Here is a 26,780-nt window from a genome sequence, read left to right as displayed (position 1 = left end):
CGCTATTGGCGGCCTTCTTAAGGTACTAAAGTTCAATAGAAAACATCAGGTGGTGACAAGTGTACTTATTTAAAGGCAACTAGCCAATTTAGCGTGTTGTCACCAAAATCAGTTAGCGTATAAACAAACTTTTGTTTTTGCCACTTTGCAAGGCTGCCTGTAGCGTTTGCATCGACATGCAATTGCCCATATTTCTTAGGAACAGGCATCATATGCGTTTCCAAAAATTCTACAGTTTCCTTCGCTGTCGCTAAGCTTTCTTCTGACTTTTCTGTTGTGGAACGGGCTATAATGGCCCAGCGTCCTTCATTCCAACTTGTAAATAATGAACCTGCTCCTGCATCCTGATACCCCGTTATGCCATGTCCTAAATCAACAGCTTCACCATCTGTGAAAACGGTTTGATCTATTTCCTCACTTGCTGCTTTTTCCGTTTCATATTGAGTCATGACCAACTTGCCAACTAATTGCCCGGTTTCTTTTATCTTTGGATCGTTAATCTCTAGTTGTTTATCTGTGTTATAAAATGTAAAAGTCGCTTTATTCTGAGTTGAAGACGCGATACCCGTTAAATGTTTTCCTTTGGTCACAGGGAAATCTGTTGGTAGCTTAATGCCCCAGTCACTTGGAATGATACTTTGGAAATTTGCTTTTTCAGCTTTGCTATCACTTGCTACATTCGTATTCGGTTTATCCGCTTCTTTTGTTTCTGTCTTTACCTCTTCCGTTTGCTCCTTTTCTGTTTCAACATCTACCGTTTGTTCAGGATTTTGTTTTTGTACCGCCTCTTTCTCTTCATTTCCGCAAGCAGTCATCATCACCATCATGAAGGTTAAAACGAATAGATATTTCAGCGTAATCCCTCTTTTCTTTTTTTGTTATCTTCCCTAACTATATTTATGATAAAAATTTCAATTGTTCAGGGGAGCCTTCTCCAACTAACCGGTTTGATAGCCGTCAAAACTCAAACTAATAAAAATAAACGTTCAGTGTTAATGTCTGAAATCCAAAATGAAAAGCAGTTGTAACTGGTGAACAGCAGCAAGAGAGGGTTAGCTGATCCACATAGTTCGATGATTGGAAATGAAAACTATTTGTTTTTCTTTCCGTCTTTTGATGTATATGGACATTTTATCAAAGGCTTAAATGCTGCGATCGATACAACCAATTAACCGTTTTTCAATATCTAGGGCGAATGCTTTCATATCATCATTCTGAAGCATTTCAATCAAGGATGAAGGTTTTGGCATTCCCACTTTTATGACATGATTATCTTCATAAACCACGATTTTGCATGGCAAGAAATACCCAGCTAGCAGATTTTTCGAAAGGATATGTTGAGCTTCTTTCGGATTACATACTTCTAACACCGTATATGGAGTATTAAACTCCATGCCTTTTTCCTGAAGCTTTGCCGTTAAATCGAAATTCCACAATACTCCGAACCCTTCACTTTTTAAATTTTCCTCTAATGAGGCAATGGTTTGTTCTAAGCTTTTCTCTGTTGAAACCGTATAATCGAACATCATTCACCCTCCGTTTCCTAATGGAAAAATAGTAGTTTTACATTCATTTATGGTATTCCCTATAGCGAAATTCATAAACGGGGAAATAGTCAGCTCCATTTAACTATTCATGAGGGGAATCTATGATTGTTGCTCTTTCTTCTAATGTTAAAGGATTGACATTCCTGCCAAGAATTCCTCGTCACAAATCCTTCTCCCGGGCATTAAATAACAGGGAGATGCCTAATTGAAAAAGGTTTGACACAGTGGGACAATCCGACTATACTAGCTAGTAATTACAAAACATAGTAAACTAATAAGAATAATTAGCTGATTGGAAAACCAAAGGCATCGTCTCATATTATTATATGGGCGATTTGCGTTTGGTTTTTTTTATTTTAAAAGGGGGATAAAGGCATGGAGGTTTTTTGGTTTTTACCGACGGCGGGAGAAGGCAGGTATTTGGGTACGGAGCATGGAAAGCGTGAGGTCACGTTTGATTATATTGAGCAGGTGGCAAAGGCTGTCGACACGCTCGGATTTGACGGTGCACTGCTGCCTACGGGGGTTGCTTGTGAAGATTCATGGGTGATCGCGTCGAGTCTTGTCCCAGTGACGAAACGGATGAAATTCCTGGTAGCGGTCCGCCCCGGATTCGTCGCTCCGCCCGTTGCTGCGCGGATGGCGGCAACTCTTAATAAAATTTCGGGAGGACGCCTCCTGCTGAATATCGTACAGGGTGGGGACCCCAAGGAATTGGCAGGGGACGGTCTCCATTTGACTCATGATGAACGCTATGAAATGAGCGGCGAGTTTTTATCTATATGGAATCAATTATTTAAGCAGGAATTCGTAACCTTTAAAGGGAATTATTTTAATATTGAGAATAGTCAACTCCATCCTTCCACTCCAAAGCAATCTCCGGCCTTATACATTGGCGGGACATCAGCTTCTGCTTATGAAGTGGCGGCGAAGCATGTCGATCATTATCTGACATGGGGTGAACCGGTCGATGTGGTCAAAACAAGAATCGACACGGTAAGGGAGTTGGCGAAACAACAAGGGCGAGAGGTGAAGTTTGGCATAAGGCTTCATGTGATCGTCAGGGAGACGGAGGAGGAAGCGTGGGCCGCAGCGGATGAACTAATCAAGTATGTAGATCAACATACAATTGATGAAATGAGAAAGAAGATGGCTGGCTTCGATTCCAATGCGCAGAACAGGATGAGCGATATCTCGTACAAAAACAGGGATTCGCTTGAAATCAGTCCTGGACTTTGGGCAGGAATCGGTTTGGCCCGGGAAGGGGCAGGAACGGCTTTGGTGGGAGATCCCGACCAAGTGGCTAGCAATATGAAAAAGTACCAGGAAGCGGGTGTAGACACTTTCATTCTATCTGGTTATCCACACCTGGAAGAATCATATAGGGTTGCGGAATTGCTTTTTCCAAAATTAAAGGATTGAAAAGAGAAGAAAGATAGGGGGGAATCACATGAAAAGAAAGTTTTCGGTTTTATTTATATGTATGATGATGGCGGTCCTTGTCATCGGATGTTCTTCGAAAAGCTCTACAGACGACGGCGGGAAAACGACAATCAGCTTCATCCACTGGCGTGGGGAAGACAACAAGGCCTTCAAGGAGCAAATTTCTAAATTCGAAAAAGAAAACCCGGATATCAAAGTCAATATGACGGTATACCCGTCCGAGGAATACCAATCTACTGCCCAGACCATCCTGAAGGACGGCTCGACGGGGGATGTCTTCACGGCGTTCCCGGGATCGCAATTTGAGATTCTGAAGAAAGCCGATCTATTCACGGATCTTAGCGGTGAAGAGTTTGTTGGGAAATTCAATGAAAGCCTGATTGAAGCCGGACAGGATGACGGGAAGCAATTGGCGCTTCCGCTTCAGCTTGTCTTCAACCAGCCCGTTTACAATGTCGGCCTTTTTGAAAAATTGGGACTAGAACCTGCCAAGGACTGGGATGGCTTCCTTGCCCTATGCGAAAAGTTGAAAAAGGCGGGCTACCTGCCCATCGCTTTCCCAGGAGCCGATATTGGCCCAGGTCAGCTGATCAACTCGATGGTCATGAACAATGCTCCGGACGAAGAAGTTTTCACAAAATTAGTTAATGGCGAGAATGAGCTGACTGAAGAATGGTGGGTCAAAACCCTGTCGCAATTTAAGGAGCTAGTTGATAAAGGATACATTTCAAAAGACTCCTTAAGCGTGAAGCATGACGGTGCCATTGCCTTGGTGGCACAGGAAAAAGCGGCGATGCTGGGGACTGGGTCCTTCGCGATGGCGAACATCCAGGCACTCAATCCGGATATCAAGCTGAAGATGCTGGCACCGATTACGGTTTCCGAGGATGAGGCAAAATTCGAAGGCGTCCATACGACAACCTTCATGCTGGCGGTGAACAGCAAATCGAAGAAACAGGAAGCAGCCAAGAAGTTCATCGACTTCTTAACAGAGCCTGAAAACGCGTCGGCCTATGCCAATGAAACGGGCCAGCTTTTAACACTGAACGATGTCGAGTATGAGTCCGATATTCTGAAGGATTCAACGGAATGGATGGATAAAAATACAAGATTCCAGCCAAGATATACCATCACCAACGCGAACGTGGAAAAAGCCGTCCTGTCTTCCATCCAGGCAGTCATCGGCGGCACGGAACCGGATAAAGCGGCAAGTGACGCCCAGAAAATCGTCAAACAAAATATCGATGAATGAAAAGCGTACGGAGGGAGAAGATCTTTCTCTCTCTCTTTCTTTTGTCTGTTAGGGGAGGTTGTGCATCGTGCTGAAGAAGAATAAACGATTGTTCCTGTTTATTGCACCAGGTTTACTTATGTATCTCATCTTTTTCATCTATCCTACGCTTAGCGCCCTTTTCTATTCCTTCACAAACTGGGATGGCATCACACCCGATTATCAGTTCGTCGGGTTCGATAACTATGTGAAGCTAGTGACCGAGGACAGCATTTTTGCGAAGGCCTTTACGAATAACATCAAGTTCATGCTGTTCGTCGTGATTTTCCAGACGATCCTGTCGCTGCTGTTCGCCTTATTTTTGATCAAAAACACGAAGGCCAATGTGTTTCTCCGGGCGTTATACTTTTTCCCGACGATCCTTTCCTCGGTATCGGTCGCGTTCATCTGGACCTTCATTTATGACCCGAACATGGGGTTATTATCAAGCCTGCTTTCTGGCCTGAACCTCGAGTCTCTTTCACAGAATTGGCTGGGAGATGAGGATATCGCCATCTTCTCGATTGCAGCCGTTCAAGTTTGGTTCCATACGGGGCAGATGCTGATCATCTTCGTCGCCGGACTTCAGGCGATTCCAAGCGAATTGTATGAGGTGGCAAAAATTGAAGGGGCCAACCGCTGGCAGACGTTCCTTACTGTCACCTGGCCGCTAGTCGCACCGGCAGCGACCATCGTCATTGCCTATACGACGATTCAGTCGTTCAAGGCGTTCGACTTGATCTTCGCGATGACCAAAGGGGGGCCAAACTACTCGACGGAAATTCTGGCAACCTTCATCTATACCACGGCGTTTCGTAGCTTCAAGTTCGGTTACGCTTCAGCTGAATCGGTCCTGTTCATGATTCTGATGGCAGTTATTACATATATACAATTCAAAGCCTTACGGGCCGATCGAGTAAACTATTAGGGGGGAGACCGCAGCTATGAAACTTTCAAAAACGGTACTGATGCTTCTCTATGCGTCATTGATCATCATTCCGATCCTGACGATCTTCCTGTCGACGTTCAAGCCAATGTCTGAAATGTACAGCAATGTGCTGGGGTTGCCGGAATCCTTTCAGTTCGATAATTATGTCAATGTGTTCATCGACCAGTCGATGGGAACCTACTTTAAGAACAGCTTGACCGTCACGTTGGTATCCGTCATCCTGACCTTGTTTTTTGCCAGCCTGATTGCCTTTTCAATTGTGAGGATGGGTGGCTGGGCCGGTGGGCTATTGTTCAGTTTCTTCGCACTTGGAATGATGGTCCCTGCCCAAACGAACATGATTCCGCTTTATCAGCTCATGTATGATTTAGGATTGACGAACAGCCTTGTCGGGTTGATGATTGTCAATATAGCGGTGACGATGCCAGTCGGGGTGTTCATCCTGACCGGATTCATGAAGTCCCTGCCGAAGACGATATTCGAGGCAGCCATCATGGACGGTGCTGGCAACTGGCAGATGTATACCCGCATTGTCTTGCCACTATCCCTGCCGTCCTTATCGGCAACGGCGATCTTCCTGTTCGTGATGCACTGGAACGATCTCTTATATCCGCTTCTGTTCATCACGCAAGACGAGTTCAAGACCCTGCCGCTTGCCTTACTGGAATTCCAGGGTGAATACATGACGAATTATCCGCTTCTGTTTACGGGAGTCATCATTGCTTCAGCGCCAATGGTCATTATCTATGTATTTTTGCAAAAGTACTTCATCGCCGGCATGACGGCCGGAGCGGTGAAAGGCTAATAAATAGGAAGAGGTGTCGGTTATGGAACGAGTTACACTGCAAGAAGGATTGTCTTTTTCAAGAATCGTCCACGGGCACTGGAGGGCGGCGGACTGGAATAAGTCCACACAGGAATTCTTAACTCTGACCGAGCAATGTCTCGAGTTGGGAATCACTACCTTCGATAACGCGAATATTTACGGTGATTACACATGCGAAGGGCTTTTCGGCAAGGTGCTGAAAGCGAAACCCGACCTTCGGGACCGAATGGAAATCGTGACGAAGTGCGGCATTAAGCTCGCCAATGGCAAAAATGGCTTCTCGCTCAATCACTATGATTCAAGCAAGGAGCATATCATCGAGTCGGCCGAGCGATCCTTAAAGGAACTGAACACGGACTATATTGATGTCCTCTTGTTGCACCGCCCGGATGTGCTCCTTGATCCTGATGAAGTAGCGGAAGCCTTTACACTTTTGAAAAAACAAGGGAAAGTCAGGCATTTTGGCGTATCCAACTATCTTCCATCACAGGTGAACATGCTTCAGGCATCCTTGGACATGCCGCTTGTGACGAACCAGGTAGAGCTTTCCGTCATGTACCGAGACAACTTCGAGAATGGCGTACTGGACCAGTGCATCGAGAAGAAGATGCCGCCAATGGCCTGGTCGCCGCTCAATCAGGGACTTATCTTCACCAGTGAAACGGAAAAGGCAATCAGGGTGCGAGACGCCCTGAAGAAAACCGCGGCTGAAATCGGGGCGAACGATATGGACGAAGTCATGTACGCATGGTTGATGAAGCATCCGGCTGGCATCATGCCAATCGTGGGATCCGGACGGATTGAACGCATTCAATCAGCGGTTAATAGCCTATCGCTTAAGATCGACAGGCAGCAATGGTATGAAATCTGGGTCAGCTCTCGTGGCCGGGATGTGGATTGATGCAAAAAAAAGGCAGGCGCCTCAATCGGTGCCTGCCTTTTTATTATGGTTAAAATCTGGTCATCAAGAACCAAGTGCCGATAGCCACAACGACAATGGCTAGTAATAATAACCCGTAGCCGAGTGGAGCGGATTTAAACTGTTTAAGATTTCCTTTATATAAAGATATCTGGTTGATCGTTCCAGCCGGGTCACACTTGATGAATAAGGTTCTGGCCTCTTCCGATTCTTTCATATAGTATCTCAAATACTTCTTATCATCCGTCAACGTAACCTCTATGTCTTTGTAACCCAACGATTCTAGAAAAGAAAGGAGATACTGCTTATTATAAGGCTTGTTTTTAAATTCTTTCACGATTATTTCGCGTCTGTTCATGCTCACTCTTCTCCTATCTAGCTCAATCAAAATACGTATTGAATATATACCCAAGAATAATAGTAAAACTCTTGTTGCCGTTTTTCCATACTTTTTGCAAGAAGTTTGAAATTTTGAGTGTGAAGGTACAAAGAAGTCAGGCAGGAGTGGGGGAATGGTCTTGGTTTCGAGGAGGGACTAACATCCTAAAAAATTCCGTTGACAATCAGTTTTAGTGTATGTTAACTTTAGTACATTAGTAAACTAAAGCATAGAGAACAACAATCAGCCAAAGGTGGTTTTTCTGAAATGAAACGTTCAAGTATATTCATATTAACGATAATCGCAATGTTTTCACTTCTTGCAGCCTGTTCCTCCAATTCCGAGGAAAAAGAAGACAAGCTGGTGATTGGAATCGATGATAAATTTGCCCCGATGGGATTCCGTGATGAGGATAATGAAATTACTGGTTTTGACATCGATTATGCCAAAGCCGCCACTGAAAAAATGGGTGTAGAAGCTGAATTTCAACCAATTGACTGGAAAACGAAAGAATCCGAGTTAAGTAGTGGACGTATCGACCTTATCTGGAACGGATACACCATTACGGATGAGCGTAAGGAAAAGGTCCTTTTCACAAAACCTTACTTGGAAAATGCACAGGTGGTCGTGACGCTTGAAGATTCCAAGTTGACTAAGCTTGATGATTTAGCAGGTAAAGTCGTCGGTCTTCAATCGCTTTCTTCCGCATCAGATGCATTGAATGCTAATCCGATTAAATCCGAGGTCAAGACGATCACGGAATACTCCGATAACGTCTTGGCCCTAAGTGACCTGAAGGCTGGCCGTCTGGATGCCGTAGTCATTGATGAAGTGGTCATTGATTATTATATGTCCAAAGAAGAAGCTACATTCAAGGTACTGGATGAATCACTTTCTCCGGAGCAATATGGAGTAGGCGTGAAAAAAGGAAAGGAAGATCTTCTGAAAGACCTTCAAAAAGCACTGGATGAAATGAATGAAGATGGCACTGCCGCTAAAATCTCTGAGAAATGGTTTGGCGAAAATAAGGTATTAAAATAAGAACGAACAATATTAGGCAAACAGGATTTCCTTTTGGGAACCCTGTTTTGTTTTTGGGGGAATCGATTCATGTCTATAGATTATCTTACTTCCATACTGAAGCCCATGCTAGAAGGGGCCCAAATAACGGTCCTCTTGTTTTTGATTGCCATTGTCGTTTCCATTCCACTGGGCTTCCTGCTAACCCTTCTTGTCAGGAGTAAATTCAAGCCTGTCGCCTGGCTTGCTGAGGGTTACATATATTTGATGCGCGGTACGCCGCTATTGCTACAATTGTTATTTATCTGCTTTGGATTGCCGATGCTGCCCGTAATTGGTGAATACATGGTGTTGGATCGTTTCGTTGCGGCTTGTTTAGGTTTCATCTTGAACTACGCAGCTTATTACGCCGAAATCTTCCGCGGCGGTCTGTTGGCAGTTGAAAAAGGTCAATATGAAGCCGCCCAAGTGCTTGGATTGAATAAATGGCAAACGATGAGAAAAATCATCCTGCCGCAAATGTTCCGTGTCGCACTTCCTTCGGTCTCGAATGAATCGGTCACACTGGTCAAAGATACCGCGTTGCTCTATGCCGTGGCTGTACCGGAATTGCTACACTTTGCCCAGACTGCGGTGAACCGTGACTTTACGATCGTTCCGTTCTTCTTGGCAGGGATCATTTATCTGTTGATTACACTCGTATTAACGATGTTCTTTAAATGGCTCGAAAAACGATACAAAATCGAATAGAAGGAGTGGTGAATGTGGCTATCCTTGAAGTGTCCAACCTCAAAAAGTCATATGGCAAGCTAGATGTACTAAAACGGATCACATTGGATGTGAATAAGAACGATGTAGTCGCCGTGATCGGTCCCTCGGGATCCGGGAAAAGCACGATGCTCCGCAGCCTCGTCCATCTTGAAGAAATAAATGGTGGCAGCATCGCTGTCTCCGGCGAATATATGGTGAAGGATGGGGTTTACTCGAATCCGAAAGAACTCAAGCAAATCACCTCCAAAATGGGGATGGTGTTCCAGCATTTCAACCTGTTCCCGCACTTAACGGTCAAAGAAAATCTTGAAATCGCTCCAAAAATGGCCAAAAAGGAATCTTATGACGTCATCCAGCAACGAAGCACCGAGTTATTGGGGAAAGTGGGGCTCTCGAATCGATCATCGGCACTTCCGGCCCAGCTTTCCGGTGGTCAAAAACAAAGGGTAGCGATTGCCCGGGCTCTGATGATGAATCCTGAAATCCTGCTGTTCGACGAACCGACTTCCGCCTTGGATCCGGAATTGACAGGCGAAGTATTGAAAGTTATGAAGGACCTGGCTGAAGAGCACATGACGATGGTCGTCGTCACACATGAAATGGAATTCGCCAAAGAGGTGGCCAATCGGGTCATCTTCATGGACAATGGGGAAATCATCGAATCCGGACACCCGGACGACGTCTTGACGAACCCACAGCATGACCGGACGAAAGCCTTCCTGAAACGCAGTTTTAAATAATTCATAGTATCGATCAGGGGCGTTTCCGATGGGGAGCGCCTTTTTCATGAACAATTTGTCCATCTTTCACATGCGATTATGCAGGATTTCTTATTTTTGAGTCGAATGAAACACGGGACAAACATAATAAGGAGCTTTTGCCGATGATCAAAGGGTTATTTGAAGCACATTTACCCGTTCGAGATTTAAATCGTTCCATTGAATTTTATGAAGGACTTGGGTTGGAGTTCGACCATAGAGTCGAAGATAGCTTGGCTTTCTTATGGATCGAAAAGGATAAAAGCTGGTTGGGATTATGGGAAACCGAGAAGGTGGAAGTGGAGTATCATCCTTCCATAAGGCATATCGCTTTTGAGGTATCCTTAGATGGATTAAAAGGATCGGTTGCTTGGCTGAAGAATAAGGGATACGAGCCAAGGGAGGCTTTTGGGTTTGAACCCATCGAACCTTTTGTGATGCCTCATAAAGATTATGCTCATGCCAAAATCCATTTCAATGATCCGGATGGAAACAGCCTGGAGTTTATTTGTAAGATAGGCAATCCCCAAGGAATTATGAAGCGAATGTACCTAAGTGAATGGGAACGGCTAAATTTGAAATAGAAGTACCCCATTCTTTAGTGACGGAAATCATTTTTTGCACATTTCTACATTTTATCTTCCCATCTCGGAATTTTATCTTCGGTTTCTACGATTTATCTACGCAAACCGAACTTTTATCTGTGGATATCGGCAATATATCGATTTTTCGACAAAAAACGATCAACCAGAAGTGTCCTCATATAAGGAGCAGTCCAAACAAAAGGTCATATCAACGACAATGGTATCCAACTGTCGTTGACATGACCTTTCCTTATCCATTATTTCTTTCCTCCACTATCATCCTCAATCCACTCTTTGGTCTGAGTGTAAGCAAGGGCAGGGGTTTTACTTCATGATGGTCAGGTGCGAGCTTGATACGATATTGTTGGGCAATGCAGGCCAGGACCAGCACGGCTTCCATCAAAGCAAAGTGATTGCCGATGCACACCCTCGGCCCTCCGCCGAATGGAAAGTAAGCGAACGGGGGAATCGTTTTCAAATAGTTGTTTTCAAAACGCTCAGGAATAAAGGATTCGGGTTGATCGAAATACTCTGGATTATGATGCATGACATAGGAACTTAACAAAAACATCTCGCCTTTTTTAAAATGGTAGTTTCCGATGGACACATCTTCTGCAGCTTTCCGTGATATGACGTAGAGTGGTGGATAGATGCGAAGCGATTCCCAGATAATATTCTGAGTGTATGTTAATTTCATGAAATCATCAGGAGTGGGGGTGCGGTTTCCGATTACGGTATCTATTTCATGGAAAAGCTTAGCTTCCACTTCAGGATTCTGCGATAGTAAGTAGAGTGTCCAGGAAAGTAAGGTAGCGGTCGTATCGTGACCGGCAAGGAAAATCGTCATTACTTCATCGCGTACTTGCCGATCTGACATCCCTAAACCATCCACTTCATCTCGGGCTTCCATCAGGATTCCCAACATATCTTCATGACTCTTTGCATCTTCTCTACGTCCTTCAATTATGCTATATATCACGGTATCCAGTCGTTCGAGCACCTTTTTATATTCCCGGTTGCTTTTTGTTGGAATCCATAGAGGCAATTGAAAGAGATTCCTCATTCTTTTGACAGCAACCTTCATCACTTCATCTATCGGCTCCCCAATCAGGTTATATCCATCTTTGAGTTCCGTGCTGAACATGGTCTTGCTGACTATACCAAGAGCAAGGCTCATCGTGTCCTCGGTGATTATTCTTTCTTCCCCGTTTTTCCAGGTTGAGATATATTCCTTGGTTATATCAATCATATCTTGTGCGTAATTGCTAATATGGGTCTTTTTGAAAGATGGTTGAATAAGCCTTCTCTGGCGCATGTGAAAATCTTTATCACTCGTAATGAGCCCTTCTCCAATGAGCGGCTTTAAGCTATCGAAGTCTTTTGATTTCAAAAACGACTTTTGTTTGGTTACAAGGATTTGTTTAATTAAATCCGGATCTGAAATGAGGTAAACGTTTTGGAAAGGCCCCAACCGAAGTTTTGCAACGTCCCCATATTCTTTAGCTAGCCGTGTAAGAAAACCAATTGTGTCTGATTGAAACTCCTTTGTATGACCAGTTATTATTTTCCCTTTTGGGCCAGTGGGAGAATCATGAGCATCTTTATCCAACAATGATTTGTTTCATTCCTTTCTATATAAGTAGTTATAATCATTCTATGTGGATTGCGCATATTGGTTTGGACAAGTATGCGAGAGGGCTAGCGTTTTTTACATATTAATAGAAGGAAAACCGTTAAAAATCGCGATCATAGGCTCTTCATTCCTTTTTTTAAACTCTAATTGTTTAATATTGGTAAAGTAAGGGTAAAAAGACTGGAACTTGAAATGAAATGAGTGCATCCATTTTCCTAACGGGAGCTATAAATAGCATACTTATCCCTATTTATCTCTCGGACTATATTCCTTATAATAAGAAAATATGAAAAATATGACAAATGGTAAAGCCGTTAACGAATGATGAGGTGATCCTGTTGGGACTTGTAGATGTAATAAGCGATTATAGCTCGGCATTTTCTAGTGGAATAGCTAATTTGGAAGAGCAAATTAGCCGATTGAAGCAGGCGAAAACACAAATCAGCAATGAACAGGAAGCAAGTCTTATAGAAATCAAAGAAATAAAAAAACCCGAGTTAGGAAAAAGTTGGACTGGTAATCGTGCAACGGATTTTAACGAGTCAAGAAGTGGTGCATACAAGGTCATGCTGACAATCGTTCAGGATGAGTATGATGACTATCAAGCGAAAATTGAAGAGAAAATCAATTCCTTGGAGAGGCAAAAAGCCATACTGGAAGCAGCCGTAGCTGCTGCCCGTGAAGCGAGCAACCTGTTGAGTAAAGGGGAAGAATTCCTTGACCAAGTGGAAAGTAAAGTATCGGATTTAAAGAAGTGGGTGTTTTAAATGACGACAATTAAACTGAATCATGCAGTCGTGACAAAACAAGTAAGCCAGGTAAAAACGGCCGTGGATGGGACGACAATCGGAGCACTGCCGGCCGACCAGCTCGGCAATAACGATCTGAGCTTCACATCGAAATGGGAAGAACGGGAGACCAATCTGGAAAAGACCTTCAATCAATACCTGACGATCGTCAAAAAGAACCTGGAAGACACCCAGGCGAACGTGGATTTACTGAAAGAGCAGGATGAAGCCATCACCCATACTGCACAGGGGTATCAGCCATTATGACAATCTTCGAAGCCAAACCTCTGAAGTCAGCAGTCAAGTCACGGGCCAAGCAATATGAAGACCTATTGGGGCAAGTAGAGACACTGAAAAAGGAATTTCAGGGAATCGTCGATTTGGATGAAGAGCTGGCCGGAGCCGGGGCGACGGCCATCAAGAACTTTTATCGAGCACAAGTAGAGGTGGCCAATGCCTGGATCGAATTATTCACGACCCAAATCAGCTTTCTGAAAGGGATTCCGGCCATATTGGAAGACGCCGACCTATCCGGTGAAACCGTGGTCGAGGTGCCGTTTTTAGAGGGGGAAGTGACCCACGGTCTCTCCAACGCCAAATCGATGGTGAACCAGCAGTCCACCGATCTCCAAAAGATATTCCAGAACATTGATGATATCCTCTCACTACAGGTGTTCGACCAAGGCGATTTCCATGAGAAAATGGAAAAGGCCGAAAAAGAAAAGAACGATACCATCAAGAAAGTGCACGAAGTAGATAATAAATTAGTAGAAGAATACCAAGTGACCGAAGCCCAGGAAAGTGTAGCCATTAGCCTTTTCCAGGCCTTACTTGAAGCCACCAGTCAGGATGGCACCGTTTCCCCGATGAACTTCAACCAAAGTGCCTTTCAAGCGAGTCAAGCTTATCAAGTGAAGGATGAAGTGGCCGAGAATATGCAAGGATACCGGGACTTCAAGAAGCAAGAAGAGGAAGCGCGGAAACTCGAACAGGAAATGGAAGAACTCGAGAACCGCCCATGGTATGAAAAAGCCTGGGACACGACAAAAACCTTTACAGGGGAAATCACGGGGTATTATGATTCAGTAAGAGCGACAACGGGAGTCGATCCCGTAACAGGCCGTAAACTTTCCGAAGCTGAACGAATCGCCGCGGGCGCGATGGCCGCGGCCGGATTCATCCCCATTGTCGGCTGGGCTGGGCGTGCGATCAAGGGTGGAAGTGCCGTCTACAAAACGGTGAAGGGACTCAACGCTGCAGACCATGCATTGGATGCCTATAAATCAAGTAAAGGGCTGGATGTCCTCAAGCAAACCGAATACGGTCTATACGGATTAACAACCGCCAACGGACTCAGCGAAGCCGTCACCGGCAAAGATATGTTTGGAAACGAACTCACGGATGAACAGCGCCAAAACAGCCTGATGAACGCCCTTGGTATCGCCGGAGTTGCGGGGGCAGCCAAGGTCGCAGACAAAATGGCAAGCGGAACAAAACTCATCCCCTACAGCAAGGAATTTGTGCAAAATCAAGTCCAGAAAGCCCAAGACTCGATCAAGGATATGGGCAAGGCCATCGGGAAAGTGGAAGTGCCAACTGGAGTTAAGGTTAGGACAGTCGCGGATACAACTGGAAATACTTACAAAAATATCTCGGTTGATAAGACGACGATAAAGGATCTTGCGCAGAAGATAACGGCGAAGGGTGAAGGTAGTAAGGGTACGGGTAATATTGGTAAGATAACTGAAATAAAAGAGAAGGATCTTGGGAAGCAAATTATCAAAGGGAAAAATGGAAGGAAAGAACTTGCGCCCAACGTACGCTATGTTACAGAGGATGGTTATAAATATACAACAGATGAAATTGGTAGAATAGTAGATGTTGAGGCAGAAGGATTGATACTTCAAAAAGGTACACGAAATCCGGGAATGCAAGTGGCAGCAGGCCGGGAAGATAGGTTAATGGATGATGATGGTGGGCACTTGATTGGAACCCAATTTCATGGCTCTGGGGATATTGACAATTTAGTAGCTCAAAATAGACAAATTAATCGCTCGGGTGGAGAGTGGTATAAAATGGAGAATGAGTGGGCAACTGCTTTGAAAGAAATTCCACCGAAAAAAGTATCTGTAAAAATTGAGCCAATTTATTCAGGAGAGTCACTAAGACCAAGTTACTTTGAGATATTATATGAAATTGAAGGAAAAGGGATATTTGAGAAAACGATTAGAAATAGTGCTGGGAGTTGATTGAAAGTGGAAAAAGAAATGAATAAATTATATAGAGAAATAGCAGAAACAGTTAATGAAATGATTCCAGAAGAATGGGATAAATTTTATTTTTATTCACAGATATCAGAAACCGGTGGAGGAACTTATTTTTTTTATAATACTCCTGAAAATAAAGAATTTTTTAATTATAGTGTGGAAATTCCATTTAACTATTCTATTGATAAAGAAGAATTCAAAAAGAATAAACGAAAGCTGTTTGAGTTGTGCGATGAACTAAGGAATATCTTTAAAAATAATCAGCAAGAGCTTTGGTACTCTTTTACAATGTCTCTTGAGAATAGTGGGAAATTTAAAATGCATTATGATTATACAAATTGGTTCGATACTGAATATAGTTTTAGTGACCAAATGATTATTTGGAAAAATAAATACTTAGATGAGGTGCCAAATGATGAAAATTATAAAGCATTAATCGAGAAGTACCATAATGAATTTCCAGATAATCCGATTTAATTAGAGAAGGATAGTAATACATCAGGAAGAGAAATGGCGGAATTCAAAAAAGAAATTAATTGCAAGAAAATTAGCTTGAGATGATGAAATGCTTATACTATCGATTCAAACAGGCATACAATTAATTGAAATTGTATGCCTGTTTAGAGTTAGGGAAGTACCGGATACGAAATACTTACAAACATATCTCGGTTGATAAGATGCCGATAAAGGATCTTGCGCAGAAGATTACGGCGAAGGGTGAAGGTAGTAAGGGGTCGTTAGTACCTGTTAAAGGACCCCAAGAAATTATAAAAGTGAAATATGGACAGCATTATACAAGAGATAAAATGAAGAAAGTACTAAAACCGAATGTTGAATATACATCACCTGGAGGTCACGTATATAAAACGGACGAAAAAGGACGGATATCAAGTGTCGAAGGTTCGCTTGACTTAGGCAGTGGTAAACGTAATAAGTATGCGCAACGCATTGCTGGAAGAGAAGATCGTTTACCTGATGATCAAGGGGGACACTTGATTGCTACAGGACAACTAGATAACCTTGTCCCTATGAATGCAAATCTAAATATGGGAGAATGGAAGAAACTTGAAAGTTCTTGGGCTAAAGCTTTAGATAGTAATCCTCCGAAAACAGTTGAGGTAAAAATAAGCCCTGTTTATAAAGACGACTCGATGCGTCCAATAAGCTTTAAAATAAATTATAGAATTGATAATAGTCGTTGGGAGAGAAGGGCATTTGAGAATAAACCAGGAGGTTAAAAAGAATGAATGAATTAAATCTTAATAGTATTTATCAAAAAATTGCCCAAACTATTAATGAGACTATACCAGAGAAATGGTCCAAAGTATTAATGTATGGTGAAATAGGCGAAGGAACGGGCACGGCTTTCTTTTTTTATTATCCTATTAATAATGAAAATCCTTGTTATAGTCATGATATACCGGAAATATATAATGTTTCTGAAGAGGAATATGATAAACTTTGGTATCAATTATTAGATGAATTAAAAGAATTACTTGCAGAGTTTTAAAAAAATAATCAAGATCTATGGACCAATTTAACATTTACTTTAGATAGTACAGGGAAGTTTAAGATTGACTATGATTATGAAGATTTATCTGAAGCAGATGATCATGAAAGAAGAATCATTTGGGAATATAATAGTTTGAATCTTTTACCTGAGTCTGAATATGATAAGAGTATTTTAGAAGAATATCTAAGAAAGAAAAGTGAAGATGTAGAGTAATGCTTTTCAATAATTAGGTTATATATGAGACTGTTCCAAGGGGAAATTAAGTAGGAATTGAATAAATAATGAAGGGCAGAAACGTTGTTTTTTTAACAGCATTTCTGCCCTTTAATTTTGGGGTTAATTTACTTTGATAAGTACTTATGAGACAGCACCTTTTTAAATGGAAATGAAATATATGAATTTAAATATTTTTTAAAGCAAAAGAAGAATGCTGGCCGTTACCGGCATCAGCCGACTAAAGGGGCTCAACGCTGCGGACCATGCGCTGGATGCCTATAAATCGACAAAAGCCATGGACATTCTCAATCAAACCGAAACCGGCCTCTATGGACTAACCGCCGCCAACGGCAAAGACATGGAAATAATCCAAACCCTAAAAAAGAGGAAGTAATAAATTATATGATTGAATTAGATAAGAAATATGGTGATAGTTTTAATTCACCAGTGACAAGGTGAGAATGGAGTGGGGAGAGAAAATTAATGATATTATATTTTTTAGAACCAGAAGTATCAGGTGGTCATGGTAAACATACCATTTATGGATCACAAGCGGATATTGCGTTAGAGGGTATATCAGGAAAGGTAAAATATTTACACTATGAGTTTGAAGGATGGCTAGTTAGAGTCAACACCAGCATTTATTGTTTCAAGTAAACTAGAAAAAGAATTAGAAAATAGTGATTTGAGAGATTACAAATTAGAAAAGTGTTTAATTACAAAGTCTGACGAATTTAAAGAAATGTATCCAAATAAAGAACTGCCTACATTCAGTAGATTTATTCCGCTAGGCAAAATTGAAGTAGAAGGAGAGAACTTCAAAAATTGGTCAGGAAATTCTTTCTGTTTATCACCAAAAGGTGAGTTAGTTGTTACTCAAGAAGCAATGGATTTTTTAAAGAAAAAAGTTTCATTAGAGAATTGTTATATTACACCACTAACAAAGGAATAAAGATGGATTAATCCCCAATTTACACCCTGTAATTCAGTTAAGATATGATTCCATGCCAAAAGAGGTTATGGATTCGTATAACTTTACAAAAGGTGCGGGCTCACATGCTGAAGTAAAAGCTTTGAACGCTGCGTTAAAAGCAAACCCTAATGCTAATTTAAATAATTTTACGGTTAATGTAATACGTACTGGTCAAAGTAAAATAAAGCCGGCTGGAACAATTTTTCCAAGGTGTCCTCACTGTGCTTATCTTACAGATGGATTTGAATTTATTACGGAGGTACCTAAAAATGTCAAATGAAATCTTATCGAAAGAATATATAATAAAAAATGGAGTTGAGTTTGAAGAATATTTAGGATATGGAGGACCCTATGATTTGGGAATAGTAGAGTATTCTCAAGAAGGGGAAGAAAAGTTATATACTGGATTGGCTTATGACTTATACGAAAATGGAAATATAGAAAGTTATCTTTTTGTGAAAGAAGGAGTAAAACAAGGAATGAATGTTTCGTTTTACCCAAGTGGGAATGTGAAAAGAATAGGAAATATGAATAAAGGTGCTGCAGAAGGATACCAAGTTGAATATTTTGAGAATAATGTAAAAAAATATGAATCTGAATGTTTTGCTGGGCGTGAAATGACTTTTACAAAGTACGATGAAAATGGTAATATCATAGCGCAAAAAATGAAACCGAACGAATCGGATATATTGTATGCTACAAAATTCAAGTAGGGTGTCAAATGAATAATCGACTCGAAGAAAAATTAAATACGATCCAAAATAATTTAAAAACAAATATCTGTTTGAAAAATAAATTTCAATTAGATGAAATAAACCAAGTGGCAGGAGTAGATATAGCCTATTGGTCAAATAATAATGTAGATTATGGTGTATGTTGTATTTGTGTATTAGATTATTCTTCGAAAGAAATCATTGAGCAAGTTGAGTATGTAGGGGAAGTTGAATTTCCTTATATCTCAGGTTATTTAGCTTTTAGAGAATTACCTTTAATTTTAAAGGCTGTTAAAAAATTAAAAAATAGTCCGGCTATGTATATGTTTGATGGGAACGGTTATTTGCATAGTCGTCATATGGGGATTGCTACACAAGCATCATTTGATTTAGGAAAGCCAACAATAGGGATTGCAAAGACGTATTTGAAAATAGGAAATGTCGATTATACGATGCCAGAAAATGTAGCGGGGGCATATACAGATATTATCATTAATGATGAAGTGTACGGACGTACTTTGAGAACCAGAGTGGATGTTAAGCCAATCTTTGTCTCATGTGGGAATTGGATAGATATAGATACAGCTACTAAAATTACCATGAATTTTGTTAAAAAAGACAGCCGTCTACCTATTACTATCAGATATGCAGATTTAGCCACACATGAAGCAAGAAGAAACTACCAAAAGTAAATAAAAATGAAACCTTGATTGGAATACCTTTCAAGGTTCTTTTGCGCCTGATGAACGCCCTTGGTATCGCCGGAGTTGCCGGGGCAGCCAAGGTCGCAGACAAAATGGCAAACGGGACAAAGTTCATCCCCTACAGCAAGGAATTTGTGCAAAACCAAGTCCAGAAAGCCCAAGACTCGATCAAGGATATGGGCAAGGCCCTCGGGAAAGTGGAAGTGCCAACAGGAGTTAAGGTTAGGACAGTAGCCGATACGACTGGAAATACTTATAAATCTATTGATGTGGATAAGATGCCGATAAAGGATCTTGCGCAGAAGATTACTGCGAAGAGTGAAGGTAGTAAGGGTACGGGGAAAGTGTATCCAACGAGAAAAATCGATTCAGTAGCAGAAGCACACATAGTTGATAGAGTGAAAGAGCTAAGAGGGAATTTACCAAGTAAATATAAGAAATCAGGTAATTTTGCATTAGCAGAAGTGAATGTTAGTGGAATAAATAAATCTGAATTTTATGCTCAGAGTAGGATAAATAATCTAAAAGGAAATCTTGAGGATAAGTACCTGATATATCTTTACAACCTGAAAATCCGATGTTTAAAGCTACAAAAGCAGTGGGGAAAGATGGGGAAAGTTATTTAAGGGATACTGATACGGAGTATAAGATACTAAATGATATTGCTTCTAGGCTTGGAGAAAATACTCAAGCTACTGGAAAAATTAAATTATTCACAGAATTAGATACCTGTGACAGTTGCAGTAGAGTTATAGCAGATTTTTCTGCTAAATATAAAAATATCAGTTTGGAAATTGTGCACAATGACGGTAACCGGATTATAAATTAAAATGTTGGAACGGAGGAGTTAGAAAAATGAAAGATTGGGAGTATAATGAATTGTTTGAGGCAATTCAGGAAACATATGAAGAATTACTAGAAGAAGATAGAGGATATAGGTATGCTATCGCAAAACTAGCAGAAGAATTTGATAATTTAGGTATGATTGAAGATGTTATTGTGGATACTGCGATTGGAGAAATTGCAATTAAACATGATAAGGTCTTTGTTGGACGAATTGAGGGAATAACTAGAAGGTTGAGTACTTTTAATCATTTAAACGTAGACGATGAATTAACTAAAGAAGAACTTAATGATTTATCGAACCGAATAAAAAAAGTAATAGATGGTCTTAGAAATGTAGAAGTTGACAATAATTCATCCGCAGAATAGTGAAATAATCAGGATTATAAAGAATATCCAAAGCTTATTATTTTGGAACTATTATTTAATATTGTGATTATATGGTATTTTTTTACACCACTTATCTGAGATAGCAATTTAAATGTATGATATTACGGAGATTAATTATAAATTAACAAGTTTATTATTTAAAATTTTCTACCTATTAATTGAAAATAACTAAGGGAAGCACGTGATTGCCTTTTAGGCAAAATGTGCTTTTTGTTATATAGAATAAGCTGTTTAAAAGCTCAAAGACGTGTTCGAAAACGAACTCACGGAAGAACAGCGCCAAAACCAGCCTGATGAGTGAATCACCAAGGCCGCAGGGGCAGCCATGTTAATCAAGAATGAATCAATAAGGAAGACGAACAATAGAGGAACAAGAAGATGATGACTTTTTTGCCAATGCAGTTAACATACAAACCGTGGTGTTGTTGGGTACCTGGTGGTCACTAGAGGCTCTCACCAAATGACTTTTTAGATGAACTTCGCATCTATCGAATCAGTCGAATATATATAATTGACATTGAGAATCATTTTCATTTATAGTAAGAGTAGATTGGTAGATGGAAAGATTAGATGCCGGAGAAGTAGACACTTTGACCTTTATCGGTTTATATACATGGAATAAAGAGGAATGACCTTGTGGAGCAATCGAGTAAATCTTGCGCGAAATGAAGATTATATGTTTGAGTTCGGGCGATTTGGGTTATAGAAATCCTTGTGACGCGATACAGATTTTTTTAGAAAAAATGAAAGAATGCTGTGGTCATAAATGGTGATTGGATTCTATAAGCCCATCATGTACCTACTGCATATAATTCAGTAAAGAAATTCGAAGATTTTGCAGATCATGCTCTTATATGGGGAAGAGAAAGTGGAGATTTTTCCGTTCAATCGAATATGATGTATCCCAACCTAGGAGAGAGTCTGTTTATTTATGAAGGAGGGTTTTCATGAGAACCCAAATAGATAAAAAGGGAGAAGCCATCAAAGATCAGCTTATCCAAGAACTATTGAAATTCGGCATTTTCAAGAAAAACGATAAACAATTATATGAGTTACCAGTTATTGTACTTCAAAAAGAATTCAATCAGCTAAGAGGTGAATGAAGAATGCCTAGAAGAACAAAGTCATTTAATCAACTGCTTAAAGAAAACCGAAATACTTTGCTTCAAGACAAACGTGAATTGGAGCGAATATATATCAAAATTGACCAAAAGGCAACGGGCGAGGTAAAAAGCGATCGACAAGTACACTCGTCATGATATCCTTTGCTCACATATATAAGGAAACCGATAACAGTCTATGTTTCGGTTTTTCATATGCTAGACACCATATTTCTGATTTTGATAGTTGATGTCCAAATCAAAACAAACAGTGTCATGAAAAATGGCGCTTCTGCAGCAGCTGCATCCGGTTCACCCCTTGTATTTACGATAGGGACATAGTAATGGTTCTAAAAGGAATAATGAAAGCATATAAAAAAGGAACGGGTTCTACTCATGTGTAGAGTCCGTTCTTTTTTGTCACGTGCTCCCATCACATCCAGGCATTATGGCAGAATATCAATGGACAGTACGTAGGAGGGATACCATGTTAGTCGGTCATATGAAGGAAATCGTGCGGCATCCTGTTAAATCGTTTCGTGGGGAGAGCGTCCAAAAAACGAATGTCATGCAGTACGGGGTATATGGGGATCGCAGTCATGCGTTTTTGGATGAAAGCAGGCCAGGTAAATTTTTGACCATCACTCAACACCAGAAAATGGTTCAATATCGAGCGCGATTTGTCGGGGAAGAGTCGATGATTGCTTATCCCACAGTGGAAATTACCTCACCGGAAGGAAAGGTCATGGCTTGGGGTGATGATGATTTACTTAGGGCTATGGAAATGGAATCGAAACGGAAGATATCCTTCATTGAATATTCACCTACCCATGTACCGTTGGGAGCGATAGAAGCGGAGCCTATTCAACTGGTGACGGATGCGTCCCTGAACGAATTACAAACGATATGGGGGAAAGACCATCTCGATCACCGACGGTTTCGGCCCAACTTCGTCATCTCATTAACCGATAAAATCCCATTCATTGAACAAACCTGGTTCGGAAAACGGATAAAAATAGGCCGGGATGTGGAAATCGAATTGAGAAGGCCCTGTGAAAGGTGCATGATCATCACGGTGAATCCGGACGATGCCGAGCGGGACCCAACTTTGCAAAAAACGGTCCAAAAGAATTGTGCTAACCATTTTGGCGTGTATGCCTCTGTCACTCGAACAGGTGAAATAGGGGTCGGAGATGAAGTATTCCTTCTAGACTGAAAATAGGAACACTGCCTACTAATGATAAAAGGCAGTGTTATTTGTTATTATCTCAAATCACACTAATGTACTATTGGTAAAAATGGTAAAATGAAGGTGGTTGTATAGAGGGGGAGTTGTTGAGATGCGTCCTTATCCTACTTGGTTTACTTATGTGGTGAAAGTACTTTGGTTAGCGGGGTTATTTGTCCTGCTTGTTGGCAGTTATACCCTTGGATTGACCATCCAGAAGAAAGTCGAGGCCACTTTTATCATCGAGCCCTTATTCTGGTTCGATAGCATGGTACCCTTTGTATTTGGTCTATACGTGTCCCTGCTTTTCGTGAAGGGATGGACCTTCAAGCTCCATATGCCTCTTTTTATCTGCATCACCCTTCCATGTCTGATTCTATCCTTATACGTACCAATCGTGTACACCTTTCTTCCAAGCGCAGCCTATTTTCCCGACCCATATTGGCTGCTTTCAAGAGATAGCTTCAGGATCATACCGGTCGTAGCTGGTTTGACACTATTCACCAGCCTGTTCGGAATGAAGCGAGATTCCATGTTTTATAAATGATGTTTAGGTGAGTGGTTGAATTATCGCGTTGGGCGGTTGAATAAATGGAATCCGTGGTTGAATACTTACGTTGTGTGGTCGAATTATCACCTAGCATGGTTGAATTCCTACCCTTTGGAACGATTTCTCAGCTATAATTAGCACGGTTGGCTAGTTATCTAACTAGTAGCTTAATGGGGAATTGGAAAGAGGGAAAAGATGAAGTTTAAACCAGCTTTTTATTACTTTTTAATCTTGTTGATACTTTTAAATGCTAAAGCCATTACATTTCATAATACGCATCTTTTTTCACTAATGATTATCATGGTGTCGATCTTGCTTATTTTAATGAGTAGATTGAGGGTCTTGGAGGAAGATGGTCCTAAATCTAGACATATAATTTTAGGCTTTGTATGTGCCCAAGGAATTTATTATATGGAAAATTTTTTAATGAATTAAATGTAATAACGCTTACGAAAAAGGTACACCTATATGCCATGTGAAAAATGAGCTTGGAGCTAGAGAACCAAGCTTATTTTTTTGTATCTAATTCTATTGATTAACATGTTCTTCTCATCTTCTTCCTCAGCTTCTGTAGGTTCGTTAATAGTATGTTTGCTCGGATTGTAAAAACGATCCACAAAAATCCCATTAATGGTAAAATTGTTAAATAATCGACTTTTTTACTTACATAGAGGAGGAACAAAATCGAAAAGCAGAATTCTATTTGTGGGCATGCTGTGCTTACTCTTTCTAATTGGCTGTTCAAAGTCGGAAGAACCTTCATTCGAGGATTTTTTTCACGCCGAAATGGAAAAAACGAAGGATGAGTATGGGGATGAATTTGATTATGCCTATTCTCTCGTATAAACAAAAGTCCATTCAATGAACCAACATGATGATGCTATCGCCATTTTTACGAGCATAATCCAAATGGAGACCAAATCTTTATTGCCTATTTAGAAAAAGAAAATGGGAAGTGGGAGTGGAAGCAAACAAGAGGTGCAGAATGGGATGATCCTGTCCAATGGTCTGCGATGAACGAAGAACCATACATTTACTCTGGGACGCTTACCGATGACTCCATTTCACATATGTTTGCAGGAGATGAACCTGCTGAAATCATCGAAGTGGAGAAGGGGAAAAGATTCTGGTACGCCATTAGCGATGTGCAGGACGTAAAAGTGAAAGCGGTCAAAGAAGACGGAACCGAAGAAAATGTGGAAGAAATAGATGAAGGGAGAGTGAAAAAAGTTGAGTGAGGATCAATGCCCGAAATGTAACTCATACTCGATTAAGAAAGGGATACTTGGGACAGGGTTCAAATTTGTTCAAATGTTCTCCTATGATCATTTAAAGAATAAGCCGTCCAAGATCACCTCTCATTATTGTTCGAATTGCGGGTTCATCCTTGGTTCTTATGTGGATAAGCCGTCCAATTTAGAACCAAAGGGGGAAAAGTGAAGCTGGATTGCTTATGTGCACGACGGAAACCGTCCATCTTGAAATTGGAAGCAGATACCGGCGCAGATCCGATATGGTGCCATCTCTGTGGCTGTAATCTGGATTTAGATGAAGTCCCCATTTCAGATGAACTGAAAATGGAGCTATCAGATTGGGTGAGAGAGTATGGATACTGGATTGATTGGGATACGGATACCATGCTTCCAGACGGAATGACTCTTGAAAAAGAACATAATGAAAAGGGATTACGATTAACGGAAAAAATCAAAGAAGAGCTGGATGGAAAGTATAGAATTGTATTTTTTCCATCCAAAACGACCTGTATGGATACTCCCTGATCAACATGCTCCTTTAAGGGAGTATGGATTGACTGTTCTTTACTAAGAACAATTTGTCTGGCATCTTTACTGTTCCTTCTTGATAAGGTATGTTCCATTCGTACTTTTGAAAAGATAGTGGTAGGAGGAGATCATGGTGGATGAAGCAAGGATTTCGAAAGAGAAGATGAAGAATATGCTCGTATGGATTTTCGTGCTATGTCTGTTCGATGCTGTGGTAACCGATTTTGGCATCCAGGCAGGATACATAAGAGAACTGAACCCCCTCATGAAAGAAGTGTATCATTGGAATCGCTCCTTCTTCTACGGATGCAAACTGTTCCTTCCTTTGCTTCTCTTGTGGATCTATCCGCAGTTAAAACGTAGAAAAGTGGTGAATGGCGGAATCTTGCTTTGTTTGGTAGCGTATGCCGCCGTCACGGTATACCATTTCTTCTGGATGTTACTGGTGATGAAAGGCAGTTAGACTGATAAAAAGCCGGAATTGACCGATATATCATGTGAATTGACCGATAAAAGCAATAAATGACCGATAAATACCAAGAATCGACCGATAAAAACAAAACAAACAAAAAAAACGAATAATTGTCCGTTAAGACAATTACTCGTTCTATGGAATGGTTTAATTGTTATTGTTGTCGCTGCGGGCCTTGCCGCCCTTTTCACCGATTTCTTGGTAAAACTCTTTGTCATGATTCTTGGAGGTCGCTTCTCCGCCTTTTTCACCAATCTCTTGATAAAACTCTTTGTCGTGATTTTTTGAAGTTGCTTCTCCACCTTTGCGACCTGCTTCTTCCCGACTCATTTTGTTATTGTCAGCCATGTTAATCACTCCTATAAAAGTTTTTTGTGTTGCTTACAGTATCATGTATATCCTAATCCACACTCTAGTAAACTAGTATTTTGAAAAAAATATATATTATAGAAATGAAAGTCGATTTTTAAAATAGAAACGTTTAAATGGCGCTCATTTGAGCGCCATTGTCATTTTTCAGATTAAAACTAATTGTATGCTAGTCCAGTTCGTATAAGTGAAAAAGATGACCAGTACATTCTTGGTCATGTTGATCAGAATCCGATTATTCCTGAACTCCATTTCCTTATTCTCTTGAAGAAAAAAAGGCAAGGTAATGCGATGTGGGAATCTTTCAAGGACCGTCAAGCCAATCCAGATGATCAGACCAAATAGCGGAAGGGCAAGTACGCTTTCCTTTGAACCCAAAATACTCACTTTCCCGAACGAATTAAATTGAAAGGGTATTTGACTTGGTAGAGAAGACCATTCCGTCATTATGTATACAACACTTGAAATAAGAAATAAGAGCGAAATGATATCTAATATCATTTCTATTAGCGTCCTTTTGCGTTTAACTACTAACCGCTGCTGTTTAATCTCCCTCATCTCCGTTTCAAAATAATAAACTTCCCGGCGTCTTTCTTAAAAGTGGAATGTAGCGGACCACTCTCCTATTTTAGCACGGGGGAAGGGACGAAGTATGATGTAAACCTCCCAATCAAAAAAATAAAGGGACCATATGGCAACCTTGTTCAATTAAAAAAACAAAAAACCTTAGGAGAGGGGGCCTAAAAAGGCGGTCACCTAAGGAATCGTGAGCAG

33 protein-coding genes and 3 pseudogenes are annotated in these 26,780 nt (G+C 40.9%); 30 read left to right on the top strand and 6 right to left on the bottom strand.

Translation table 11 applies throughout. From position 1 onward, the window contains the following. Positions 1-65: 65 nt before the first annotated feature. Both ACQKIC_RS01800 and ACQKIC_RS01795 read right to left on the bottom strand, forming a co-directional pair. The gene (locus ACQKIC_RS01800) at positions 66-824 is read right to left on the bottom strand and encodes a hypothetical protein (RefSeq protein ID WP_427668510.1); all 759 of its coding nucleotides are present in this window, start codon (positions 822-824) and stop codon (positions 66-68) included. 318 nt (positions 825-1,142) lie between these two features. Continuing rightward, positions 1,143-1,526, bottom strand: coding sequence for a DUF302 domain-containing protein (locus tag ACQKIC_RS01795; RefSeq protein ID WP_427590853.1), 384 nt, complete (start codon positions 1,524-1,526; stop codon positions 1,143-1,145). A gap of 396 nt (positions 1,527-1,922) precedes the next feature. Between ACQKIC_RS01795 and ssuD the strand changes: the two genes are divergently transcribed. The 5 genes from ssuD (at position 1,923) to ACQKIC_RS01770 (ending at position 6,936) form a co-directional block, all read left to right on the top strand. Beyond that, a complete protein-coding gene (gene ssuD, locus ACQKIC_RS01790) occupies positions 1,923-2,969 on the top strand; it encodes an FMNH2-dependent alkanesulfonate monooxygenase (protein ID WP_427590852.1) in 1,047 nt (348 codons plus the stop codon). A 28-nt stretch (positions 2,970-2,997) separates the two neighbouring features. After that, a complete protein-coding gene (locus ACQKIC_RS01785) occupies positions 2,998-4,242 on the top strand; it encodes an ABC transporter substrate-binding protein (RefSeq protein WP_402957373.1) in 1,245 nt (414 codons plus the stop codon). A gap of 70 nt (positions 4,243-4,312) precedes the next feature. Beyond that, positions 4,313-5,188 carry a carbohydrate ABC transporter permease gene (locus tag ACQKIC_RS01780; protein WP_402957677.1) on the top strand — a complete coding sequence of 292 codons (876 nt, stop codon included), beginning with the start codon at positions 4,313-4,315 and terminating at the stop codon, positions 5,186-5,188. A 190-nt stretch (positions 5,189-5,378) separates the two neighbouring features. Beyond that, positions 5,379-6,014, top strand: coding sequence for a carbohydrate ABC transporter permease (locus ACQKIC_RS01775; protein WP_427651164.1), 636 nt, complete (start codon positions 5,379-5,381; stop codon positions 6,012-6,014). A gap of 22 nt (positions 6,015-6,036) precedes the next feature. After that, on the top strand, positions 6,037-6,936 hold the full coding sequence (locus ACQKIC_RS01770; protein WP_427590851.1) for an aldo/keto reductase: 900 nt from the start codon (positions 6,037-6,039) through the stop codon (positions 6,934-6,936). A 49-nt stretch (positions 6,937-6,985) separates the two neighbouring features. Here the strand turns inward: ACQKIC_RS01770 and ACQKIC_RS01765 are convergent, their stop codons facing one another. After that, positions 6,986-7,312 carry a hypothetical protein gene (locus tag ACQKIC_RS01765; protein WP_402874247.1) on the bottom strand — a complete coding sequence of 109 codons (327 nt, stop codon included), beginning with the start codon at positions 7,310-7,312 and terminating at the stop codon, positions 6,986-6,988. A 288-nt stretch (positions 7,313-7,600) separates the two neighbouring features. On the opposite strand from ACQKIC_RS01765, the gene ACQKIC_RS01760 reads away from it, so the two are divergent. The 4 genes from ACQKIC_RS01760 (at position 7,601) to ACQKIC_RS01745 (ending at position 10,466) form a co-directional block, all read left to right on the top strand. Beyond that, a complete protein-coding gene (locus ACQKIC_RS01760) occupies positions 7,601-8,374 on the top strand; it encodes an amino acid ABC transporter substrate-binding protein (protein WP_402987076.1) in 774 nt (257 codons plus the stop codon). Positions 8,375-8,443: 69 nt separating this feature from the next. Then, positions 8,444-9,103 carry an amino acid ABC transporter permease gene (locus tag ACQKIC_RS01755; RefSeq protein ID WP_427590850.1) on the top strand — a complete coding sequence of 220 codons (660 nt, stop codon included), beginning with the start codon at positions 8,444-8,446 and terminating at the stop codon, positions 9,101-9,103. 14 nt (positions 9,104-9,117) lie between these two features. After that, positions 9,118-9,864, top strand: a complete 747-nt coding sequence (locus ACQKIC_RS01750) for an amino acid ABC transporter ATP-binding protein (protein ID WP_402957679.1) — start codon at positions 9,118-9,120, stop codon at positions 9,862-9,864. 143 nt (positions 9,865-10,007) lie between these two features. After that, positions 10,008-10,466, top strand: a complete 459-nt coding sequence (locus tag ACQKIC_RS01745; RefSeq protein WP_402987074.1) for a VOC family protein — start codon at positions 10,008-10,010, stop codon at positions 10,464-10,466. Between the two features lie 250 nt (positions 10,467-10,716). Here ACQKIC_RS01745 and ACQKIC_RS01740 read toward each other — a convergent pair whose 3' ends face one another. Then, complete coding sequence (locus ACQKIC_RS01740) at positions 10,717-12,075, bottom strand: cytochrome P450 (RefSeq protein WP_427668508.1); 1,359 nt, start codon at positions 12,073-12,075, stop codon at positions 10,717-10,719. Between the two features lie 326 nt (positions 12,076-12,401). On the opposite strand from ACQKIC_RS01740, the gene ACQKIC_RS01735 reads away from it, so the two are divergent. The 21 genes and pseudogenes from ACQKIC_RS01735 to ACQKIC_RS01635 all read left to right on the top strand — a co-directional run bounded on the left by ACQKIC_RS01735 (position 12,402) and on the right by ACQKIC_RS01635 (position 25,628). Then, entirely contained in the window at positions 12,402-12,866 is a 465-nt protein-coding gene (locus tag ACQKIC_RS01735) for a YwqH-like family protein (protein WP_427590848.1), read from the top strand. Next, positions 12,867-13,154, top strand: a complete 288-nt coding sequence (locus tag ACQKIC_RS01730; RefSeq protein ID WP_402874275.1) for a YwqI/YxiC family protein — start codon at positions 12,867-12,869, stop codon at positions 13,152-13,154. It abuts the gene before it with no gap. Continuing rightward, positions 13,151-15,136 carry a T7SS effector LXG polymorphic toxin gene (locus ACQKIC_RS01725; protein ID WP_427590847.1) on the top strand — a complete coding sequence of 662 codons (1,986 nt, stop codon included), beginning with the start codon at positions 13,151-13,153 and terminating at the stop codon, positions 15,134-15,136. The genes ACQKIC_RS01730 and ACQKIC_RS01725 overlap by 4 nt, the downstream gene beginning before the upstream one ends. Positions 15,137-15,142: 6 nt before the next feature. Further along, positions 15,143-15,631, top strand: a complete 489-nt coding sequence (locus tag ACQKIC_RS01720; RefSeq protein WP_402876146.1) for an antitoxin YezG family protein — start codon at positions 15,143-15,145, stop codon at positions 15,629-15,631. Positions 15,632-15,831: 200 nt separating this feature from the next. Then, positions 15,832-16,392 carry a DNA/RNA non-specific endonuclease gene (locus ACQKIC_RS01715; RefSeq protein WP_427590846.1) on the top strand — a complete coding sequence of 187 codons (561 nt, stop codon included), beginning with the start codon at positions 15,832-15,834 and terminating at the stop codon, positions 16,390-16,392. 5 nt (positions 16,393-16,397) lie between these two features. After that, positions 16,398-16,880, top strand: a pseudogene (locus tag ACQKIC_RS01710) (antitoxin YezG family protein). A 214-nt stretch (positions 16,881-17,094) separates the two neighbouring features. Continuing rightward, positions 17,095-17,277: a hypothetical protein gene (locus ACQKIC_RS01705; protein ID WP_427590845.1), complete on the top strand. Its 183-nt coding sequence runs from the start codon at positions 17,095-17,097 to the stop codon at positions 17,275-17,277. Between the two features lie 291 nt (positions 17,278-17,568). Then, positions 17,569-17,835, top strand: coding sequence for a hypothetical protein (locus ACQKIC_RS01700; protein ID WP_427590844.1), 267 nt, complete (start codon positions 17,569-17,571; stop codon positions 17,833-17,835). Positions 17,836-17,887: 52 nt separating this feature from the next. Beyond that, positions 17,888-18,136 (top strand): YwqJ-related putative deaminase, encoded by a 249-nt coding sequence (locus ACQKIC_RS01695; protein ID WP_427590843.1) that lies wholly within the window; start codon positions 17,888-17,890, stop codon positions 18,134-18,136. Beyond that, complete coding sequence (locus tag ACQKIC_RS01690) at positions 18,126-18,569, top strand: toxin-antitoxin system YwqK family antitoxin (protein ID WP_427590842.1); 444 nt, start codon at positions 18,126-18,128, stop codon at positions 18,567-18,569. The genes ACQKIC_RS01695 and ACQKIC_RS01690 overlap by 11 nt, the downstream gene beginning before the upstream one ends. Before the next feature lie 8 nt (positions 18,570-18,577). After that, complete coding sequence (locus ACQKIC_RS01685; protein ID WP_427590841.1) at positions 18,578-19,261, top strand: endonuclease V; 684 nt, start codon at positions 18,578-18,580, stop codon at positions 19,259-19,261. Between the two features lie 50 nt (positions 19,262-19,311). Further along, positions 19,312-20,102, top strand: a pseudogene (locus tag ACQKIC_RS01680) (deaminase domain-containing protein). A gap of 26 nt (positions 20,103-20,128) precedes the next feature. Then, on the top strand, positions 20,129-20,485 hold the full coding sequence (locus ACQKIC_RS01675) for an Imm3 family immunity protein (RefSeq protein ID WP_427590840.1): 357 nt from the start codon (positions 20,129-20,131) through the stop codon (positions 20,483-20,485). A gap of 968 nt (positions 20,486-21,453) precedes the next feature. After that, a complete protein-coding gene (locus ACQKIC_RS01670; RefSeq protein ID WP_402873264.1) occupies positions 21,454-21,609 on the top strand; it encodes a Fur-regulated basic protein FbpA in 156 nt (51 codons plus the stop codon). A 3-nt stretch (positions 21,610-21,612) separates the two neighbouring features. Beyond that, the gene (locus tag ACQKIC_RS01665; RefSeq protein WP_403122555.1) at positions 21,613-21,765 is read left to right on the top strand and encodes an FbpB family small basic protein; all 153 of its coding nucleotides are present in this window, start codon (positions 21,613-21,615) and stop codon (positions 21,763-21,765) included. A gap of 57 nt (positions 21,766-21,822) precedes the next feature. After that, positions 21,823-21,948, top strand: a complete 126-nt coding sequence (locus ACQKIC_RS01660) for a hypothetical protein (RefSeq protein ID WP_427668506.1) — start codon at positions 21,823-21,825, stop codon at positions 21,946-21,948. 145 nt (positions 21,949-22,093) lie between these two features. Continuing rightward, positions 22,094-22,822 (top strand): MOSC domain-containing protein, encoded by a 729-nt coding sequence (locus ACQKIC_RS01655; RefSeq protein WP_427590839.1) that lies wholly within the window; start codon positions 22,094-22,096, stop codon positions 22,820-22,822. Between the two features lie 124 nt (positions 22,823-22,946). After that, the gene (locus ACQKIC_RS01650) at positions 22,947-23,381 is read left to right on the top strand and encodes a hypothetical protein (protein WP_427590838.1); all 435 of its coding nucleotides are present in this window, start codon (positions 22,947-22,949) and stop codon (positions 23,379-23,381) included. 1,016 nt (positions 23,382-24,397) lie between these two features. Further along, positions 24,398-24,622 carry a hypothetical protein gene (locus ACQKIC_RS01645; protein ID WP_402987061.1) on the top strand — a complete coding sequence of 75 codons (225 nt, stop codon included), beginning with the start codon at positions 24,398-24,400 and terminating at the stop codon, positions 24,620-24,622. A 198-nt stretch (positions 24,623-24,820) separates the two neighbouring features. Next, entirely contained in the window at positions 24,821-25,162 is a 342-nt protein-coding gene (locus ACQKIC_RS01640; protein ID WP_427590837.1) for a hypothetical protein, read from the top strand. A 136-nt stretch (positions 25,163-25,298) separates the two neighbouring features. After that, positions 25,299-25,628: a DUF5658 family protein gene (locus ACQKIC_RS01635; protein WP_427668504.1), complete on the top strand. Its 330-nt coding sequence runs from the start codon at positions 25,299-25,301 to the stop codon at positions 25,626-25,628. Positions 25,629-25,790: 162 nt separating this feature from the next. Here the strand turns inward: ACQKIC_RS01635 and gsiB are convergent. Together gsiB and ACQKIC_RS01625 are read right to left on the bottom strand one after the other, a co-directional pair. Further along, positions 25,791-25,985 (bottom strand): annotated as a pseudogene (gsiB, locus tag ACQKIC_RS01630) (glucose starvation-inducible protein GsiB); the annotation flags it as partial. 168 nt (positions 25,986-26,153) lie between these two features. Then, positions 26,154-26,564: a DUF1648 domain-containing protein gene (locus tag ACQKIC_RS01625; protein WP_402873283.1), complete on the bottom strand. Its 411-nt coding sequence runs from the start codon at positions 26,562-26,564 to the stop codon at positions 26,154-26,156. Between the last annotated feature and the right edge of the window lie 216 nt (positions 26,565-26,780).

The organism is Peribacillus sp. NPDC046944, from assembly GCF_050272735.1.
In the GTDB taxonomy this organism is placed as follows: domain Bacteria; phylum Bacillota; class Bacilli; order Bacillales; family DSM-1321; genus Peribacillus.
Note: the sequence above shows the minus strand (reverse complement) of the source record. Positions and strands in the feature narration are given on the sequence as shown.